The organism is Peribacillus sp. NPDC097264, assembly GCF_050277925.1.
Taxonomy (GTDB): Bacteria; Bacillota; Bacilli; order Bacillales; family DSM-1321; genus Peribacillus.
Map to the genome: position 1 here is coordinate 50,171 of NZ_JBNNSR010000001.1, position 19,107 is coordinate 69,277.

Consider the following 19,107-nt stretch of genomic DNA (forward strand, 5'->3'; position numbering starts at 1 on the left):
AAAGAAAAATAGGTAGAGAATGAATAGGTTCAGGGGACTGCTACAACAAAGACAAATTCCGCCACTTCAAAAGAAGTCTTCCAGTTCATGAAAGAAAGCACACACTAAAAAAAGACCGTCCCAAAAGAGGCAGTCCATGCTGGATTATTCTTAGCCTTCGCCTGGGGCTGGGCGTCATCGGTCAAAACATAATTATTGATAGCGTAAACACTATGCTGATAAATCGGGATGTCCATTTTTTTGCATCGCTCGTTGATTCAGTAATTTAAATAATGGCGGCAAAGTCACATACACCATCAACACCCTGAGTACCTGAACAGCAACGACAAACATCGGGTCGGATTCGAGGGCAACCGAAGTGGCGGTCATTTCCGCAACTCCTCCAGGCGCAAAGGCCAATGAAGTAGTCATAAAGGACATTCCAGTCATTCTGGAATCGATATATGCACAAAGGATCATCATGAATATAAAAGCAACGGTACTTAATGAAGAGACGACCAGAATTTTTTTCATTCCTACGAACATTCCCCTATTGAACTTGGATCCCACACTTGCCCCAATCATAATTTGTGAAACAATCATGATGCTATCTGGCCACCAGGCAATCAAATCCACCCCGGCAATCAGTGAACCGGAAGCTTGAAAAAATGCAACCGTCAACATACTGCCTACTAGCCACGGCGCAGGTAACTTGAGGATTTTTCCGACATGGAAACCACCCCAGGCAGCGAGAGCCAGCACAAGCGTCCATCCTATTTCAACTTTATTAAAACTTTCCACCCCACCGAAAAAACGAGCCGGAGTCGAGGCTAATGGATTAGCTCCAAGTACAAAAAAAGGTACAATCATGACAACCAAAAAAATCCGGATGGTTTGTATGATCGTCACAACTCCGGTATTGGCCCCTGCTTCCTGAGCCATTCCTGGCATAGCTGAAAGACCTCCCGGTGCCGTAGAAAAGAAACTCGTCAGCATATCCATTTTACATAACTTGTACAAAAGAAAACCGGAGCCTAAAGAAAACAACAACGATAAAGCCAAGACAATGATGATCGTGATGCTATTTTCCATGAATATTCTCAACACGGAAAGGTTGAGTTGTAAGCCCAATTCAATGCCAAGCAGGCATTGTCCTGTTCTTAACCAAATTTGCATGCTATTCGATTGACTATCAGGTAACTTCAAGAAAGCTGGCTTCCAAAAAGAAAGCAGGGCGGACATCAACAGGGATCCGATCATCCATCCGATGGATAATCCCGTTGACGCCAGAAAAGCCCCTCCTAGGCCGCATAGTATCACTAGCCAAATGCCTTTCATTGTATCTACTAATCGCTCCATTCGATGACCTTCCCACTTTTATTTTTCATCTTTTCGTACAAATCTCAAAGAAACGAATATACCTGTTCACTCTTTCCTTGCCACTAATAACATCGCCTGCCCTTGGAAAGAGAGAACTTGGTTTTCAACAACCTCGATTGAAAGAAAATCGGTTGTTTCCTTTTCAGCCGCAATCATATAGGCCATCAATTCATTTTGATCCTTTTCAGGAAGCTGCATCATTTCACACCACTTCTTAAATTCGAACTTTTTTTTGAATGTCGTAAAACTTTCAATAATAAAGCCTGTGTTTTCAATAAGTGAAATCCATTCAGTTTTTTTATAGGCCCTGTAATGGCTAGGATCCCTTTTCTTTTCTATATAGTTATAAAAGTGATCGTATTCATCCTTTTCAGCTGCAACGTTATCTATTAGAAGGAAAAGGCCATTTCTTTCTAAGACCCGGTTTGACTCCATTACAAATCGGTTTATGTTCGGGAAATGGTGGGGTGCAATCCGACATGTAACCGTCCCAAATGATTGATCGGAAAAAGGGAGCTGCTCGGCATCTCCTTGAACAAACGATACATTTCCAATGCCATTTGAGGTGATGAATTTCTCTGCTTTCTCTAACATTTCAGGGGTCAAGTCAAGAGCGGTCACTTGTTTAAATAGTGGAGCTAAAGCTTTGACCACATGACCGCCTCCCGTTGCGATGTCCAAAAGGTTATCCTTTCTGTTCTTTTCCACGATCTTTATAAGTAAATCCAGATCTTCTCCACTCGCATGCGTTTTGCTCGTCACATAGTTGGCAGCGTTTTTCCCAAATTGGGAAAGAACTTGATCTTTTTCTCCCATCTTAAAACCTCCTTCTTCTCGCTTCCTTTCCAAATAAAGAAAACCGAATTTTCTAATATAGAAAAAGTCGGCTTCCTTATCTTCATATTCTTTACTGCGTAACCGTGTCTCTTCGGTTTTCCAAGGCATACGAAGCGGCAGATGTTCCTGCAAGTTTACCATATACAGAACCTGACATTAACCCAGATCCGCCTGGATAGTTTTCGTAGAAAATCCCTCCGACCATTTCACCCGCAGCGAACAGTCCTGCAATAGGTGCTTCCTCTTCATTCAATACCTCGCCTACCGTGTTGACATGTATTCCACCAAACGAAAAAGTGATTCCACATGTTACCGGGAAAGCATAAAATGGACCTTGTTCAATGCGAAGTGCCCAATTTGATTTTGGTGGGGTAATTCCATCCGTTCCTTTACCGTCTTTTTCCGTAGGATTATAATTTCCTTCTTGTACAGAATGGTTATACTCCTCAATCGTTTTCAAGAATTGTGCTTGATTGACCGGCAGCAAATTAGCAAGTTCTTCGAGCGTATCCGCCTGATAAATGGTAGCCTCTTCAAGGTCATACTCTTTACGCAGATACGGTCGCACCTGAGAATCATAAATCTGATAGGCTACATGATCAGGCTGTTTCAAGATTTCCCTTCCATACTTGGCATATGTATAGTTTCGGAAATCCGCACCCTCATCGACAAACCTGTTTCCATCTTTATTAAGCATGATGCTTAAAGGATAAGAATGTTTTTTGAAGATGTCTCCTGGTTTCGTAAAATCACCGACTTTTGGAGCATTATAATCCGTCCCAATTGAATGGCAGCCGGACCATTGCCCATATTTCTGTGCTCCTACCGCCAAAGCCATAGTTAACCCTTCTCCAGTATTATATTCCGTTCCTCTCACAATAGCCGCATTCCATTCCTCACCGATAAATTCGCTCCGTAGCTTTTTATCTGCTTCAAATCCTCCACACGCTAAAACGATGCTTGTCGTATTGATCGTTAGCTCCTTGCCTTCTTGCTGTACAACGATTGACTTGATCTGATTATTCTCGAGCTTCAGCTCGGTAGCGCGCGTCTCGTACCAAACCTCTATGCCAAGTTCTATCACACGTTCATTCAGTTTTCTAATCAGCCCTACACCTTTATCATTGGTTTTTAACGGAAGACCACCCCAAAATATCCGTTTGCCGTCTTTTTCAAAAGATTGATTTTCATAATTCAGTTCAAATTCAATGCCATGGCCCTGCATCCATTGAATGGTTTTATAGGATTGAGTAACCAATTGCTTCGCCAATTGAGGATCACTCTGTCCTTTCGTAACCCTCATGAGATCATCATAGTATTCTGTTTCACTATAAACGGGCACATGAATTTTCTCGGCTTCCTCGTCAGTGATAGAAGGAATGATTTTTCTGATATCATCCAGACCATTATAAGCAGTGCGAATGGCTCCATCCGTAAAGAATGAATTTCCACCTCTCTTTTGCTTCGGTCCTCGCTCGAGTACTAGTACGCTTGCGCCTTTTTCTCTAGCTGCTATAGCTGCACATAAAGCGGCATTTCCCGCTCCTACTACTATTATATCGAAATTAGATTGAACCATATATCTTCCTCCTAACAATTTTTTACTTGAGCTAAGCTTAATACACTTCAAAAAATAAATGAAATATATAAATTTAGCTTAAGTCGATAAAAAATATTTATAACCAAACAAAAAAAAGACTTAGGATGGAGTCATTCCATATCCCTAAGCCCGTTTTATTATCTTTCCTTAACAAGGAAATCCACAAAAGCTTTTACTACCGAAAGATTTAAAAAATTGGCATCGTACATTAACCACGTGTTCCGTTGCAAAGGTGTTCCCTGTTTATCTTTTAAGCATAACTTATGTAGAAAATCATTGGGCTGTAGAGACATCTCCGGGATTATTGCCACCCCTAATTCATTTTTGACCATTTCCTTGCATGTCTCCAGCTTATCTACTTCCATGGTGATACGAGGTGGAGACGAAAACTGATCATGCCACCAATCACTGATTAAATTTTTCAATGAGTTGTCGGTATGATAATTAATGAACGGCAAGCTCGGCAGCTCCTCTATCGTAATCTCTCTTTTCGAAATCAGATATAACCTCTCTTGGGATAATAGGGACTTTTCTCCCTTCCATTGATAGTTGTTCCGCACGATCCCCACATGTACCTTTGATGAATCCAGGAGGCTCATGATTTCGGTACTCCATCCCGTATTTAAATTAAATTGTATATCTGGATATTGCTTCGAAAATCTTTTCAAGATTTCAGGCAACTTATACCGTGCAAAATTACTGGAAACACCTAAACGCAACGTTCCATTGATTCCATCATTCATATTCATCACATGGTCTTTCGTTTGTTGCAATTTCCTTTGCATTTCCTCGGCGTACTTGACTATATAGTCGCCCTCAGAGGTAAAATCGATTCCTTTCTTCGTCTTGAAAAATAAAGCTACGCCAAACTCTGCTTCTATATTCTTTAATCGATAGCTTAAAGCTGGCTGCGATATATATAGTCGTTCTGCCGTGCGTGTAATGCTTTTCTCCTCATGAAGTATGTTTAAGAAAATCCAATCCTTTTCATCCATTCGAACCCGCCTTTTCTAATGTTATAATTTGTATTTATAAGATATTAAAGAAAGTATACATTGAATTTATGAGTTTATCGAATACCCTTTCCTCTCTTTCGACTTCTTCCAAGCCTAAATAGTTTAGTATGCTTTAGCGTTACTTCCTCCTTTAGGTACCAAAAAAGAACCCCTGACATTCCCCTTAAGATTGTGATGATGTACATAGGTTATAAACTTTTTTAATGACAAATCGAAAAAAATATATATTTAACTTATTAACTTTCCTGTATTACTATTTAACAAAGATAACCAATAACAACATTGAGGTGATACAAATAGGAATTTTTAAAATTAATTTTCTGAATAATCAATCAAGAAAAGTCTTTATTGTAAGCGTATTCAAAAGGAGGGGAACCGTCCATTGCTAACTATATTAGGAGTTTCCATGGTTACTATCTTTACATATTTGATTATGACCAAAAAGATGTCACCGATTGTGGCTTTAACACTTATACCTATCATTTTCGCTATAATTGGTGGCTTTGCTTCTGATATCGGTCCCATGATGCTTGAGGGGATAAAGCTCGTTGCACCTTCAGCCGCTTTATTATTATTCGCTATATTGTTTTTTGGAGTGATGATCGATGCTGGGTTATTCGACCCGCTTATCGCAAAAATATTACAGATCGTTAAACGGGACCCTGTCAAAATTGCGATAGGGACAGCCATTCTATCCCTCATGGTAGCATTAGATGGGGATGGCACAACCACATATATGATCGTGGTTTCAGCCATGCTTCCTCTTTATAAACGAATTGGCATGAATCCTTTGATAATGGCCACTATCGCTATGCTCTCCTTAAGTGTAATGAGTGGCATGACACCATGGGGAGGCCCCGCTACACGGGTCATAGCTGTTTTGGGTCTTGATGCTTCAGAATTCTTCGTTCCCCTCATACCAACAATGATCGGGGGAGCTTTATGGGTGACCTTCATTGCTTTTTTACTTGGAAAAAAAGAACGCAAACGGCTTGGAAGTATCCCTTTCCCATACGCAGAAGAGGATTCTATCGCTCAATCTGAGACTGCCGCTACTATAGAGGACACTCTCATTAAAGAAGAAAGCGATATTAAAAGGCCTAAGTTATTGTGGGTAAATCTCTTGATCGTCCTATCCATCATGACTACTCTTATACTGAACCTACTGCCTGCTCCCGTATTGTTTCTGATTGGCTTCATCCTTGCCCTGCTGATAAATTACCCAGACTTAGAGAAGCAAAAAGAACGGATGCTAGCTCACTCAGGTAACGCTCTAATCGTGGTCATCCTTGTTTTTGCAGCTGGCGTTTTTGCTGGAATTTTATCCGGAACAAAAATGGTGGACGCAATGGCCAACACCTTGGTTTCCATCATTCCGGAATCTTTAGGCGCCTTCTTCCCTTTAATCGTAGCGTTTACCAGTATGCCTTTTACTTTTGTATTATCAAACGACGCCTATTATTTTGGAGTCTTGCCCATCCTTGCTGAAGCGGCCTCCGCGTATGGGATTGCCCCTATTGAAATTGCCCGGGCTTCCATATTGGGCCAACCCGTTCACTTAATGAGTCCATTAGTCGCTTCGACCATCTTATTAGTCGGCATGATTGGGAAAGATATAGGTGACCATCAACGTTTTGCTTTAAAATGGGCCATTCTTTCATCCCTGATTCTCACTGGATTGGCGATATTGACAGGGGCCATATCCTTCATGTGATACACATTTTTTAACTATTACATCCATCTACCAATAATAATCCTTAAGCAAAAGCACTCCATTCCTGGAGTGCTTTTGTGTTTTATTTTTCAACCTTCATGTAACTCAGTGCACGGGTTGCGGCTTCCCTCGCCGTTTCGACAGAATCAGCTGTGGATAATGCAACAGCAACCCTTCTGCCAACCTTCGTGACCGGTTTTCCGAAAACGCGCACCTGGGTATTCGGTTGAGCCAAGGCTTTATCTACCCCGACTATAGAATATTCTGATAACTCAACCGGTGCTTTCAAGGGACGGCTTGCTCCTGGGGTGATCAGTGTGATTTCAGGGATCGGGAATCCTAGAATCGCACGGGCATGAAGGGCAAACTCCGATAGGTTTTGGGTGACCAATGTTACTAATCCTGTATCATGCGGACGTGGGGAGACTTCACTGAAATAGACCTTATCCCCTGAAAGGAATAACTCCACTCCAAATAATCCATATCCACCAAGTTCATCTGTAATCTTCTTGGCAATCCTTTTTGCTTCGATGATTTGTCCTTCCGTCATAGCATGTGGCTGCCAAGATTCTATATAGTCCCCGCCCTCCTGGACATGACCGATTGGTGCACAAAACATCGTTCCGTTAACGGCACGGACAGTTAGCAACGTAATTTCCGAATCAAAGCGAATGAACTCTTCAATGATCACTCTTCCATTTTGGACCCGGCCACCTTCCATCGCTATTTTCCAGCAGGCTTCCAAATCATCTTTTGAACGACAAACGCTTTGCCCTTTACCAGAAGAACTCATTAGCGGTTTCACGACATTAGGAAAACCGATTTCTGTAGCAGATGAAACAAATTCTTCATATGTATTGGCAAATCGATAAGCTGCCGTTGGTAACTTTAGCGTTTCAGAGGCCAACCTTCTAATTCCTTCACGATCCATCGTCAATTTAGCCGCTCTTGCCGTTGGGATAACCGCGAACCCTTCTTCCTCCAATTTAAGCAATTCGGAAGTGGCGATGGCCTCAATTTCCGGCACGATTAAATCAGGTTGTTCTTTTTCAACGACTTCCCTAAGCTGCTTCTCATCCAACATATCAATCACATAACTTTGATGGGCCACTTGCATGGCAGGTGCATGTTCATATCGATCAACTGCAACGGTATCAATACCAAGCCGCTGAGCTTCCAGGATGACTTCCTTGCCTAATTCTCCTGAACCCAATAATAAAACCTTTTTTGTTCTATACATATTCCACTTCTCCCCCTCCATGTGTTCAAAACCATTATATACGAACTATATACTAATAAAAACATATTTCATTCGCTTTTTATTTTAATTTCCCTCTAAAATCCTTGATTCCATATAAAATATTTTGTTTTTTAATCATAAATCTTTATAAACAAAGGAAGATACCATTTGATTGGAGGACGGAATGCCAAGTACGCTCAGTGAAATCAGCACCGTTCTTTACAGAATGGAGGAGTGATATCTTATACATGTCGAAATTTGTACTACGATACTTTTTGAAAATGTAAGCGCTTTCTATTATAATGTAAGTAGGTTGGATGGCATGCGTGGCCGTCAAAGTATTCGGCGTAGGCGGGGCCAATACTAGCGTTAAAAGGAGGAAAACGCTTTTAACGCACAACTATTAGCACTCCTTGGATAAGGGCTGTTAAAGATTCTTAACAGTTACTTGCAAGATGTATGCACCATACATAGTCATGGACAAGGGTTGTCTAAAATTCCCTCGTCTTTGCAGCAGCCCTCATCGTTTCAGTCTAATAGTTTTATAAGATTAAAAGCTCTTCCACTGAAAAATCAGAGAAGAGCTTTTTCGTTTGTACCTAACATTCTAGTTCCTTCCCCATCTCATCCAGGATGGTCAAGACTTTCAAAAATCCAATAGCAGACCATTTAAAAACACAAGGCTGAGACTGTAGATGATGGACCTTCGCTTAATACGAAAAAACAGGCATCCATTGCACTAATGGATGCCTGTTTAGATGTTGATTCTATTCTTAGACTTCTTGCGGTACAGCTAATCCAAGACCTTCAGCAATACGTGTTCCGTATTCTGGATCGGCTTTGTAGAAGTGTCCGATTTGACGAAGTTTAATTTCTTCTAATTCCACTGGTTTCATTGCACCCACGACATTTTCTACAAGACGTGTTTTTTCTTCGTCGCTCAACAGGCGATATAGATCTCCTGCTTGAGTGTAGTGATCATGATGATTATAGGCAACCTGAGCAGCTTGTCCAGAGACTTCAAATGGCGCAAGTTTGTTTTCGTTTGATTCAGCTGGTCCCCCAAAGCTATTTGGTTCGTAATAAACGGAACCTTTCCCATTATCATCGGCACGCATGAAGCCATCGCGTTGATATGTGTTTGCTTCCACTTTCGGACGGTTAACCGGAAGTTGGTTATGGTTAGCACCTACACGATAACGATGGGCATCGCCATAAGCAAATAAACGACCTTGAAGCATTTTATCTGGAGAAGCTTCAATTCCAGGTACGAATGTTCCTGGGGAGAATGTTGCTTGCTCTACTTCAGCAAAATAGTTTTCAGGGTTTCTGTTCAATTCCACGCGGCCAAGTTCGATTAATGGATAATCTTTTTGCGACCAGACCTTAGTCACATCGAATGGGTCAAAGCGGTATGTGTCCGCGTCTTCCAAAGGCATGATTTGTACGCATAATTTCCAAGCCGGGAAATCACCTTTTTCAATCGCGTTGAATAGATCTTCCGTATGGTAATCAGGGTTTTCACCTGCAAGTTTAGCAGCAAGGTTCACATCAAGGTTTTTGATGCCTTGCTCTGTTTTAAAGTGGTATTTCACCCAAACAGCTTGTCCTTCTTCATTCACCCACTTGAATGTATGGCTTCCGAATCCATGCATATGGCGCCATGTTGCTGGAATCCCACGGTCGGACATCAGCGTAGTTACTTGGTGAAGTGACTCTGGTGAATGAGACCAGAAATCCCATACGGCAGTCGGATTTTTCAAGTGTGTTCTAGGATCTCTTTTTTGTGTGTGGATGAAATCAGGGAATTTGATTGCATCACGGATGAAAAATACAGGTGTATTGTTCCCAACGATATCGTAGTTTCCTTCTTCTGTGTAGAATTTGACCGCGAAGCCCCTCGGATCACGTAATGTATCGGCAGAACCAAGTTCCCCAGCTACCGTTGAAAAACGGATGAACATCTCCGTTTCTTTCCCTACACCATTGAATACTTTGGCCTTCGTATATTTGGACAAATCATTCGTAACGGTAAAAGTACCAAATGCGCCACCGCCTTTAGCATGGACGACACGTTCAGGAACACGTTCACGATTGAAATGTGCCAGTTTTTCTAATAAGTGAACATCTTGTATAAGCACTGGTCCACGTGACCCAGCAGTAATTGAATTTTGGTTATCGCCAACCGGGGCACCCCAGCTAGTTGTCAGGTTTTTCTTATTCGACATAAATGAACCACCTCTTCATTAGTTTTAATATACATATAATAATATAGTTTCTTAGAAAAAAATCAATACTTATTTATAATAATTTTAATATAATAATAAGATTCAATAAGCATAATTTCTTTTCTACATGCTAGTAAAGTATAAAATATGTAGGGAAAATGAGGTATTATGCACTTATTTAGGTATTCACTATCTATATATTGGTATAACTCCAGCGGTGGCACATTCTCTTTATTCTTACTTTTTTATCAATTATAAGAAAAATATAATAGTAATCGAGAATACTAGAGGGTGAAATTGGAAGTGTTATCAATTAAGATGCTTCGCTTTCTCTCATTTTATAGGAAATCAGCCTGTTTAATCAGTGAAAATTCTGTGAATTTTACTTTCACGTGTACCCATTCGCCAAACAGTCGAAAGATGCCTCTAAATATAGAAGATTTTTTGTGCCAATTCAGCAAATTACCCCCTGATTTGCATGAGGTTTTAGTATAATAAGGAATGCATATAGTGTTTTAGGAGGTTTCCATGAATATAATCATGCGTTTTCTTGCCAATGGGCTGATATTACTTTTCATAGACTGGCTTCTCGACTCCATCACGATAAAATCTTATGGCACAGCTTTGCTGGCTATCTTCATATTATCGATTATGAACATGTTAGTTAAACCCATTCTACAGCTCATCACTTTACCAATCACGATCCTGACATTCGGATTGTTTTCCTTCATCATCAACGCTTTCACTTTTCTGATTACGTCGTATGTGGTCAGTGGTTTTGTCATTCATTCTTTTTGGGGCGCGCTCATCGGTTCGTTTTTACTAACCATCAGTCAAAGTTTACTCGTCAAAAAAGAGTAGGAACACTCGTCAGTCGACATGCTGACGATTTTTTTATCTCGTGACTTTTTCCATAACACCGTTCGATATTTCCTGGGCTATTTCCCTAATTTTTGCAAATCATCACTAGCAGTATTCACTCATTTTCGAAAAACAAAAAGGGAATGGAACCACCTTTGCATAAGTTTAACCATACATACGCTAAAAACAGGTATGAATCGACTTATGGAGGAATGACATGTACACCAATCGTAAACCAAGAATTCTTCTGTCCCTCATGCTCGTGCTCGCTTTCCTTATTCCAGCTTCATCCTTAGCCGCAACCGGGGATGGAAGCCCATCTTCTTCTTACTCCGTCTCTCAGGCTTTCGTAAACCAAAATAGTTCCATTCGTACTGTCAGTGGCTTTGTAATCGGCCAGCCCACTTCAGCCACTAGCGTCGAGTTCAGCAACTATCCAAGTGATTATGCGCTTGCAATTGCTGATAGTTCCTCGGAAACAAACGTATCGAATATGCTTTTTGTCCAACTTCCCTCCTCCTTCCGTTCCGAATTCGGATTGCAATCGAATCCTGATTTAAAAGGTCAAAAAGTCACCATAACCGGAACACTGACCTCCTACTTTTCTCATTATGGCTTGAAGGACCCGTCAGTCATGGTGAAAAACGGGAACACTCCAGAATCAGGAACTCCGAATGCCGGATCATATTATGACTCAGCTACCGGAAAAACCGGGCGTGCTCTAAAAGATGCCCTCCATGAAATCATTGATGACCATACGAAAATTTCCTACGCAAATGTGTGGGAAGCCTTGCGAGAAACCGATGAAGATCCAAACAACTCCAATCATGTCATTCTTCTATATACAGGGCGTTCACAGGCAAAGACCACCAATGGTGCAGGCGTGAATGACTGGAACCGTGAGCATGTCTGGGCAAAATCCCATGGCGGATTTGGGACATCCATGGGTGCTGGCACCGATTTACATCACTTGCGGCCGACCGATGCGTCCGTCAATAGTACGCGCAATAATCTCGACTTTGATAATGGGGGATCCGAACATTCCGAAGCCAAAGGGAACTATTACGACTCCGATTCATGGGAACCACGGGATAAGGTGAAAGGAGATGTGGCGCGGATGCTCTTCTATATGGCAGTGCGCTATGAAGGAGAGAACGGTGAAGTCGATTTGGAATTGAATAACCTAGTCAACAACGGCTCAGCTCCATATCATGGGAAACTGGACGTGTTGCTTGATTGGCATGAACAAGATCCAGTCGATGCATTTGAACGAAATCGAAATGAAATCATTTATAACGACTACCAACATAATCGAAATCCTTTCATCGATCATCCCGAATGGGCTGCTTCCATCTGGGAGTAATGAAACCGGCTGCCCATTTCCTAAGGGCAGCCTTTTTCATACAGGCATCAAGTAGTAAGAAAAATTAGTTAATTAACTTTCGCTAAATAACAATTACCTTACAAACTTCATATATTCTCTTAAAAATTCCCTTATTTGGTAAGCGTTTTCATTTTTTTCTTTACAAATAAACTATTAGTATATATTATTTAATTGTAATATTTTGAGAAAAGACAATACATATTATGCTCCTCAACTCTACTAGTGATAAAATAGTAGAATGCGTTAAAAACCCATATTCCTACACAAGAAAAGAGGAAAATTATGCAAAACTCCAAAGATTCTCAATTACATAGAGGATTGGAAGAAAGACACATCGCATTAATGTCTCTTGGCGCTGCCATTGGGGTCGGGTTGTTTCTTGGCTCTGCATCGGCCATTAAATTAGCCGGTCCCGCAATTATTTTGGCTTATGCCATTGGCGGCTTTATTATTTATCTCATCATGCGGGCTTTAGGGGAAATGGCCATTAAAAACCCCGTTGCCGGTTCCTTCAGCCGCTATGCAAGCGATTTTATCGGTCCTCTCGCCGGATACATTACAGGCTGGAATTACTGGTTCCTTTGGATTGCAACGTGCATGGCCGAAATTACGGCTGTCGGCATTTACATGCAGTTTTGGTATCCAGACACTGCACAATGGGCTTGGGCATTAGGCGCACTTGTGATTATGACAACCGTTAATTTCCTTGCCGTTAAAGCTTATGGTGAATTAGAGTTTTGGTTTGCCCTAATTAAAATTGTCACGATTATCTTAATGATCGTTTTAGGATTTGGCATGATTTTCTTTGGTATCGGTAACGCTGGGGATGCAGTCGGATTCAGTAATCTATTCTCACATGGAGGCTTCTTCCCTAATGGTATCTCGGGCGTTGTTCTTTCATTCCAAATGGTGATGTTCGCCTATTTAGGCATCGAGATGCTTGGAGTGACGGCTGGGGAAGTAAAGAACCCTGAGAAATCACTTAAACGGGCAATCAATACCGTGTTTTATCGAATTTTATTGTTTTATGTTTTGGCTCTTACTGTCATTCTTTCAATTACTCCATGGGATCAAATGACAGGGGAAAACAGCCCGTTCGTTATGATGTTCGATAGAATCGGCATCCCAGGGGCGGCAGGCATCATCCAGTTCGTCGTACTGACAGCAGCTCTCTCTTCTTGCAATAGCGGAATCTTCAGTACGGGTCGAATGCTGTTTAACCTGGCACAGCAAGGCGAATCACCAAAAAGTTTCGGTCGTGTCACAAAGAATGGCGTGCCTGGCACAGCCATTATCGTATCGGCCGTCGTTCTCCTTTTTGGCGTCTATCTGAATTATATGAAAGCTGACAAAGTATTTACTTATGTGACTAGTGTGGCGACATTTGGAGCACTATGGACATGGGGCACCATCCTTATCACACACATCAGTTCCCGAAAGAAAATGAGTGGACAGGAAAAACAAAACTTAACATTCAAAATGCCGTTTTTCCCGCTCACTTCTTATTTCGCCCTTGCCTTTCTAGTATTTGTCATGGTCGTTCTCGGCTTTTCTCCTGATACGAGAATCGCTTTGATCGTTGGTCCGATCTGGATTATCCTGCTTGTCGTGTTGTACTACATAACAGGATTGCATAAGCGAAAAAAATAAATAGCGAAGAAAGGGTGCCCATTGAACACGGGCACCCTTTCTTTAGCTATTTTCCCTTCTTTTCAACTTTGCTAGTCCACCTAGGGGAAACATGACAGCGACATTAAAGAAATAACTCCATTTCACTGCCTTTCTCACTGAAACCCATTTTCTTGTATAGATGTTTCCCGTTTTCGGATGTATGCAACCAAATCCGTTTAACGCCCCTTGTTTTACTGTTATCTATACAATGCTCGAGTAAACGCCCCGCCAACCCGTTTCCACGATGCTCTGGGACCGTATACATATTAAGAATATAGGCTTCAATCCCTTTTAGATTTTCTAAATACGGTGGTCTTTTGAATAAAACCATTCCACTGATGCTTACTGCTTTCCCATTCGCTTCTGCCATATAGGATATAAATTCGTTGTCTGGAAGTGCTTTTTGTAAATACTCTCTTGTTGATCTTTCCATAAGCTGCTCCTCTTTTGGAGACTGTACCTCACCTAATTCCATTAAAAGCGCTAATCGCAAACCAACTATATGATCAATGTCTTCCATAGTAGCCCTAGTAATAGTAAACGGAGTATTGTTTTGAAAACCTGGTCCTTTATTAGACGTTAGATGTCTATCATTCATTTTTTCACCTTCCATTCGTTTTATCTTACTTTCCCCATGATAATAAAAAATGGAATAAAGTTACACTTAATAACCCATTAAAATGTTTTGTTTAGACCATTAGAGGTAATGGTATAACAACGACCAAATTATGTAGAAAGATGGTGGATGGCATTATGAATTATCGAAAATTAGCAAAAAGCGTGTTGATTCCTGTTGTCGGAGGGTCCATTGTCGGGGCAATTGCCACAAGAAACTCCAAAGAGATTTACAATGACCTCAAGAAACCTTCATTCGCTCCCCCTTCATGGGTTTTCCCCGTCGCTTGGACAGGCCTATATACCGTCATGGGAATCGCAAAGTATCGTGTATCCGTGAAGGAAAAAAACACAAAATCACAGGAACTCCTCTATGATACCCAGCTCGGACTGAACTTTTTATGGTCTTTCCTCTTCTTCAAATGGGGCTTGCGTGGAACGGCTTTCATCGAAATGGCTGCCCTATTGACCTTGATTACTTTGACAGCCTTCGAGTTTTACAGCATCGACCGTACGGCTGGCCTCGCCATGGTTCCTTATATCGGCTGGGTGACTTTCGCTTTGGGCCTTAACTACTCTATGTTCAGAAATAACTGATGGAGAAAAAAGAGCATTCCATGTTTCGGAATGCTCGCTTTTTTTGAATTGGACCGATAAAATATCCAGTTTGACCGATATATCTGCCAAATGGACTGATATCCTTCCTGAATGGACCGATAAAACTCATTTTAGTTATTGATGTTCGTGATTCTACCTTCCGTAACCGCCGTGATTTTTCCACCTTTAAAAGTGTTTTTCACATATTCAACGAAAGCCTCTAAATCGGCATGGCCGAATACTCGCTCTTTATCTTTTAACACGGTATAGTTATCGCCGCCGCTTGCCATGAAATCATTGACAGTCACGGTGTACGTTTTTGACTCGTCGATTGGGGTGCCATCCGCTTTCTTCATTTCCGTGACGCGCTCTGCCACTGGCTTACTGAAATCAGCGGTATAGCTCAATCCAGAGATTTGCAAAGTTTTCGGATTGCCTTCAACGACCCACTGCTGTTGCAGCAATGTTTTCACTTCCGCACCTGTTAATTCAAGTTTGACCAGTACGTTTCCGAATGGCTGGATTTTTGCCAAATCGGCATATGTTACTTCACCTTGTGGAATATCGGCACGAATTCCACCTGGATTCATGAAAGCGAAATCAGATTGTAGATCGGCTTTCATTGAATCCGCGATTAAATTTCCAAGACCCGTTTCCTGGGTATAGGCATTCGCTCTTAAAATCTTTTCATCCGTCGTTCCTAGTGGCGCTTTCAGTTCTGGGAACTGATCCAAATATGCGTTTATGAACTTCGTCGTTTCAGCATCTGGTGTGATTCCGTCTTGTGTGACTGTCACAATTTCAGCTGATTTTTTGACAATGTCCTTTGTTTTCGGATCAATTTCCAAGTCAATGTCTTCAAAAGCCGTTCCGTAAGAATACGCTTGAACGATTAACTTTCCATCGACCGTACTATTATTCTTGGCATGATTGTCTCCAGCTAAAATGACATCGACTTCATCATCGATATCTTTTGCCAGTTCCGCCACTTCTCCTGTAATGACCCCATCTTTCTCAGTACCTGGATTATGCGAGACAACGACAATCGATTTGACGCCTTTTTCCTTTAACTCATCGACCGCTTTATTGACGGCTGGGGCCTGCTCAATGAATTCTACATTCTTGATACCGGCAGGGCTTACCTTTTGAGGTGTCGTATTCGTGACGACACCAATAAATCCGATTTCCACACCGCCGACCTCTTTAATGACATAAGGATCTAATATAGGTTTTTTTGTGTCTTTATACACGACATTTGCCACCACATACGGGAAGTTCAACTTATCGAAGACAACATCCGAAGTGGGTGACTTTCCGCCATTAATTTGGGCCATCAGCGTTTCGATTCCTTTATCGAACTCATGGTTTCCGACCGTTCCTACATCAAACCCCATATTATTCAGAAACTGAAGAGTTGGTTTGTCCTGTAATAGAGAGGAAACAGGAGCGCTCGCACCAACGGCATCCCCAGCTGAGATTAACAGGGTATTTTCCGGATTCTCTGCCTCACGCTTTTTTAAGTGGGCCGCTAAGTAATCGGCACGTCCTTGTTTGACTCCGCCAAACTCAGAGGTAGTATCCATTTGACCGTGAAAATCATTGATGCCCAACAATTGTACTTGAATGTTGTTATTGGCTAGATTGAATTTGTAGATACCAAATCCTTTATCATCCGTTTTGCCTGTATATGAAATAGCACTGTCTTCATTTAAATATTCTGCACCTTTTGGCGATGAAGTGAATGTAACATTCACCTTGTCGGAAATCGGAGCAATCGACCAGTTATTGTCTGCGGTCGGATTGATTTCCTTCTCTTGTGTAATGTAATCCATCAAGATCTGACGGTTTTCATCAGCGGAATCGACAATGTATTCACTGCCTTTGACGCCTGGGAAATTCCCTCCGCCCGAAGCACGGTAATTATTCGTTATGACGATGAATTCTTGATTTGGATCAACGGCTTTACCCTCGTATTTCAAGTTGGTGATCCTGCTTGAATCTGATAGCTTCTCGCCTTTTTCATCATAACGAGGAGCTTTCGTGACATCGACTTGATACGTCACGCCATCAATCACGTCAAAGTTATAGACTGCAAACTTTTCATTCAGTAATTTCTGTTCCTCTGTTTTCGCAGGATCGATTGTATTGAATTTCCCTGCGGACATTTCAAGCCATTCTTTGACCACGGACCCTTTGATTTTGATGGCTTTTAATGTATTATCGTACAAATATAGGTCGCCAGCGCTGCGGATTGTCAAATCACCCGTTTTTATATCGGTGTATTCCTCGACTCCATTGCGGCCAGCCTTGAATGGTGCCCCTACAGAAAGGATTGGTAAGTCCTTATATTCAGGACGATTGTTCTTAAGATAATTTTCAACATACCATTTTTGTGCACTTGTTACGACCTGTACAGAAGGATCATCCTGCACAAGGGCAAAATAACTGTGGATTGGTGCTGTTGTTTTACCGATTGGCGTGTTAACATACTTAACCGTTGCCTCGTGGTCTTTTTTGACCGCCTTCACAACAGCCGCATCTTCCGCCGCTTTCTTACCGGTTACTTTGTCATTGATTGCCCGGGTTGAAGAATCTGAGTTGATGACTTTCCATTTTCCTTTGATATTCTGAATATCAAGGTCGATGATGCCAAGATTACTTCCACCATATCCTGCTTGGACGGCTGGTACCCCATTGATCGTTCCCTTTTTATTATCAACGCCCGCAAGGACTTTGCCTTGACTGTCTTTGAACAGGTTGTCCAATGATGCCTCATCTTGGGCCGGGAAGACTTTATGAGTATGTGAGAACGTGATGGCATCGATATTGGCCACTTTACTTAATGAATAGATAACATCCTCGGTATTTTTGGCGTCGCCGCTAAAACCGGAATGCGTAAGCGCCACGATGACATCTGCACCCTTTTTCTTCATTTCAGGGACATATTTTTTGGCTGTCGCAATGATTTCCTTTGTTACGACTTTCCCTTCAAGATTTGTTTTATCCCAATCCATGATTTGTGGAGGGGCAAATCCGATATAGCCGATTTTCACGGACTTTTCATTACCATTTATATCTTTCACTTTCTTCGTTACGATCTTATAAGGCGTGTATTTATTTTTATCGTTATTTGGATTTTTGTCTTTGTCTTTTTTATAAACGTTTGCATTTACATAGGGGAATTTCGCATCATTGATGGCTTCATCCAAATAGGATAAGCCATAGTTGAATTCGTGGTTACCGAATGTAGCCACATCATAGTCTAGTAGATTCATCGCTTTATAGACAGGGTGCACTTCTCCCTTTTTAAGCGGGGCTATATTCGCTTTGTATGTACCAAGCGGCGTGCCTTGAATGAGGTCCCCATTATCTACTAAGACACTATTTTTCACTTCTTTTCTTGCCTGTTTGATCAAGGTTGCCGTGCGGGAAAACCCTACTGAATCCGATACGGCATTTTTGTAATAATCATAACTTACTAGATTGGTGTGTATGTCTGTCGTTTCCATGATTCTCAGTTCAAATGGCGCGTCGGAAACCGAAGTGGCCAAGCTTGTTCCGAAATTACTCGTTTTTCCATTATAGTTGGAAACGACGGATACCTTGATCCAATATCCTGACTTGTACGTGTTGAAGTGAGCAGAAAACTTTTGTGCTGTCTTGATGTCCGTCTCTACTGCTGATTGCGAAACGACCTTTGTCCCATTCATTAACTGAAAGACAACGGCTTCTTTCCCCTTATTGCCCTTTTTGGGCGTAACGGTCACAGTGGCTTTTGCCCCATTTGTGTAACTTACCGAAGGAGCGGATATGGCAAACGGTTTCGCTTTTGCCTCTCCTTTAGCGGATGCATCCACCGGAAGGGCAAATGGTGCTGTAATTAAACTTACAGCAAGGATAGGGACTAGCATTTTGGACTTGAACGACATACTTCACAACCTCTCAGATTTTATCAAATTCTAGAATAATATAACATATTCTTATC

Annotated in this window: 13 protein-coding genes; 5 read left to right on the forward strand and 8 right to left on the reverse strand. The window is 41.6% G+C overall.

The annotated features are described in order from the left end of the window. Positions 1 to 210: 210 nt before the first annotated feature. The 4 genes from ACQKL0_RS00260 to ACQKL0_RS00275 form a co-directional block, all read right to left on the reverse strand. A complete protein-coding gene (locus ACQKL0_RS00260; protein ID WP_407407043.1) occupies positions 211 to 1,338 on the reverse strand; it encodes an AbrB family transcriptional regulator in 1,128 nt (375 codons plus the stop codon). Positions 1,339 to 1,404: 66 nt separating this feature from the next. Beyond that, positions 1,405 to 2,175, reverse strand: coding sequence for a class I SAM-dependent methyltransferase (locus ACQKL0_RS00265; protein WP_407407045.1), 771 nt, complete (start codon positions 2,173 to 2,175; stop codon positions 1,405 to 1,407). Between the two features lie 91 nt (positions 2,176 to 2,266). Next, on the reverse strand, positions 2,267 to 3,775 hold the full coding sequence (gene tcuA, locus ACQKL0_RS00270; protein WP_427685661.1) for an FAD-dependent tricarballylate dehydrogenase TcuA: 1,509 nt from the start codon (positions 3,773 to 3,775) through the stop codon (positions 2,267 to 2,269). A 158-nt stretch (positions 3,776 to 3,933) separates the two neighbouring features. After that, positions 3,934 to 4,791 (reverse strand): LysR family transcriptional regulator, encoded by an 858-nt coding sequence (locus tag ACQKL0_RS00275; RefSeq protein WP_402871202.1) that lies wholly within the window; start codon positions 4,789 to 4,791, stop codon positions 3,934 to 3,936. Between the two features lie 403 nt (positions 4,792 to 5,194). On the opposite strand from ACQKL0_RS00275, the gene ACQKL0_RS00280 reads away from it, so the two are divergent. Further along, complete coding sequence (locus tag ACQKL0_RS00280; RefSeq protein ID WP_402989898.1) at positions 5,195 to 6,526, forward strand: CitMHS family transporter; 1,332 nt, start codon at positions 5,195 to 5,197, stop codon at positions 6,524 to 6,526. Between the two features lie 82 nt (positions 6,527 to 6,608). Here the strand turns inward: ACQKL0_RS00280 and purT are convergent, their stop codons facing one another. Both purT and katA read right to left on the reverse strand, forming a co-directional pair. Then, positions 6,609 to 7,766, reverse strand: a complete 1,158-nt coding sequence (gene purT / locus ACQKL0_RS00285; protein ID WP_427685663.1) for a phosphoribosylglycinamide formyltransferase 2 — start codon at positions 7,764 to 7,766, stop codon at positions 6,609 to 6,611. A gap of 773 nt (positions 7,767 to 8,539) precedes the next feature. Further along, positions 8,540 to 9,994 (reverse strand): catalase KatA, encoded by a 1,455-nt coding sequence (katA, locus tag ACQKL0_RS00290; protein WP_402871193.1) that lies wholly within the window; start codon positions 9,992 to 9,994, stop codon positions 8,540 to 8,542. Positions 9,995 to 10,522: 528 nt separating this feature from the next. On the opposite strand from katA, the gene ACQKL0_RS00295 reads away from it, so the two are divergent. The 3 genes from ACQKL0_RS00295 (at position 10,523) to ACQKL0_RS00305 (ending at position 13,889) form a co-directional block, all read left to right on the forward strand. Beyond that, positions 10,523 to 10,855, forward strand: coding sequence for a phage holin family protein (locus ACQKL0_RS00295; RefSeq protein WP_402871190.1), 333 nt, complete (start codon positions 10,523 to 10,525; stop codon positions 10,853 to 10,855). A gap of 217 nt (positions 10,856 to 11,072) precedes the next feature. Then, a complete protein-coding gene (locus ACQKL0_RS00300; RefSeq protein ID WP_427685665.1) occupies positions 11,073 to 12,218 on the forward strand; it encodes an endonuclease in 1,146 nt (381 codons plus the stop codon). A 303-nt stretch (positions 12,219 to 12,521) separates the two neighbouring features. Then, complete coding sequence (locus ACQKL0_RS00305) at positions 12,522 to 13,889, forward strand: amino acid permease (protein ID WP_402871185.1); 1,368 nt, start codon at positions 12,522 to 12,524, stop codon at positions 13,887 to 13,889. Positions 13,890 to 13,992: 103 nt separating this feature from the next. Here ACQKL0_RS00305 and ACQKL0_RS00310 read toward each other — a convergent pair whose 3' ends face one another. Beyond that, on the reverse strand, positions 13,993 to 14,508 hold the full coding sequence (locus ACQKL0_RS00310; RefSeq protein ID WP_407408735.1) for a GNAT family N-acetyltransferase: 516 nt from the start codon (positions 14,506 to 14,508) through the stop codon (positions 13,993 to 13,995). Between the two features lie 155 nt (positions 14,509 to 14,663). On the opposite strand from ACQKL0_RS00310, the gene ACQKL0_RS00315 reads away from it, so the two are divergent. Then, complete coding sequence (locus ACQKL0_RS00315; protein WP_427685668.1) at positions 14,664 to 15,122, forward strand: TspO/MBR family protein; 459 nt, start codon at positions 14,664 to 14,666, stop codon at positions 15,120 to 15,122. A gap of 131 nt (positions 15,123 to 15,253) precedes the next feature. Here the strand turns inward: ACQKL0_RS00315 and ACQKL0_RS00320 are convergent, their stop codons facing one another. Beyond that, on the reverse strand, positions 15,254 to 19,051 hold the full coding sequence (locus ACQKL0_RS00320; RefSeq protein ID WP_427685670.1) for a bifunctional 2',3'-cyclic-nucleotide 2'-phosphodiesterase/3'-nucleotidase: 3,798 nt from the start codon (positions 19,049 to 19,051) through the stop codon (positions 15,254 to 15,256). Between the last annotated feature and the right edge of the window lie 56 nt (positions 19,052 to 19,107).

Bases quoted from the DNA above. Each gene is read 5' to 3' on its own strand.
- ACQKL0_RS00315 (WP_427685668.1), top strand. From the start codon at position 14,664: ATGAATTATCGAAAATTAGCAAAAAGCGTGTTGATTCCTGTTGTCGGA.
- tcuA (WP_427685661.1), bottom strand. From the start codon at position 3,775: ATGGTTCAATCTAATTTCGATATAATAGTAGTAGGAGCGGGAAATGCC.
- ACQKL0_RS00320 (WP_427685670.1), bottom strand. From the start codon at position 19,051: ATGTCGTTCAAGTCCAAAATGCTAGTCCCTATCCTTGCTGTAAGTTTA.
- ACQKL0_RS00305 (WP_402871185.1), top strand. From the start codon at position 12,522: ATGCAAAACTCCAAAGATTCTCAATTACATAGAGGATTGGAAGAAAGA.
- ACQKL0_RS00295 (WP_402871190.1), top strand. From the start codon at position 10,523: ATGAATATAATCATGCGTTTTCTTGCCAATGGGCTGATATTACTTTTC.
- ACQKL0_RS00265 (WP_407407045.1), bottom strand. From the start codon at position 2,175: ATGGGAGAAAAAGATCAAGTTCTTTCCCAATTTGGGAAAAACGCTGCC.
- ACQKL0_RS00260 (WP_407407043.1), bottom strand. From the start codon at position 1,338: ATGGAGCGATTAGTAGATACAATGAAAGGCATTTGGCTAGTGATACTA.
- katA (WP_402871193.1), bottom strand. From the start codon at position 9,994: ATGTCGAATAAGAAAAACCTGACAACTAGCTGGGGTGCCCCGGTTGGC.
- ACQKL0_RS00300 (WP_427685665.1), top strand. From the start codon at position 11,073: ATGTACACCAATCGTAAACCAAGAATTCTTCTGTCCCTCATGCTCGTG.
- ACQKL0_RS00310 (WP_407408735.1), bottom strand. From the start codon at position 14,508: ATGAATGATAGACATCTAACGTCTAATAAAGGACCAGGTTTTCAAAAC.
- ACQKL0_RS00275 (WP_402871202.1), bottom strand. From the start codon at position 4,791: ATGGATGAAAAGGATTGGATTTTCTTAAACATACTTCATGAGGAGAAA.
- purT (WP_427685663.1), bottom strand. From the start codon at position 7,766: ATGTATAGAACAAAAAAGGTTTTATTATTGGGTTCAGGAGAATTAGGC.